The 544-nt window shown below is 75.9% G+C and carries 1 protein-coding gene; it reads left to right on the top strand.

Annotation, left to right across the window (positions count from 1 at the left end):
- Positions 1–544, top strand: a 544-nt coding sequence (locus SM447_RS29825) for an FAD-binding protein (protein ID WP_474576196.1), incomplete at both ends; no start/stop codon positions are given.

Genomic DNA, 544 nt, shown 5'->3' with positions numbered 1-544 from the left:
CCGGCGGGATGGGGCAGGTCTTCGCGGCCACCACCAACCCCGCGGTGTCCACCGGCGACGGGGTGGCGCTGGCCATGCGGGCCGGCGCGGCGGTGACCGACGTGGAGTTCGTCCAGTTCCACCCGACCGCGCTGATCGTGCCGGAGCACGCCCGGGTGCCCGGCGCCGGGCACGCCCAGCAGCCGCTGGTCTCCGAGGCGCTGCGCGGCGAGGGCGCCCACCTGGTCGACGCGGACGGCAAGCGGTTCATGGTCGGCCAGCACGAACTGGCTGAGCTGGCACCCCGGGACGTGGTCGCGAAGGGCATCCACCGGGTGCTCCTCGCGTCCGGCGCGGACCACGTGTTCCTGGACGCCCGGCACCTGGGCGGCGACTTCCTGGCCCGGCGGTTCCCCACCATCGTGGCGTCCTGCCTGGCCATCGGCGTGGACCCGGCCGCCGACCTGATCCCGGTCGCCCCGGCCGCCCACTACGCCTCCGGCGGTGTCCGGACCGACCTGCGCGGCCGCACGGTCGTCCTGTACGCCTACCCCGCCGCGATGAC

The organism is Micromonospora aridisoli (assembly GCF_056150025.1).
The sequence above is the reverse complement of the archived record's forward strand: the minus strand, read 5'-3'. Positions and strand labels throughout refer to the sequence as shown.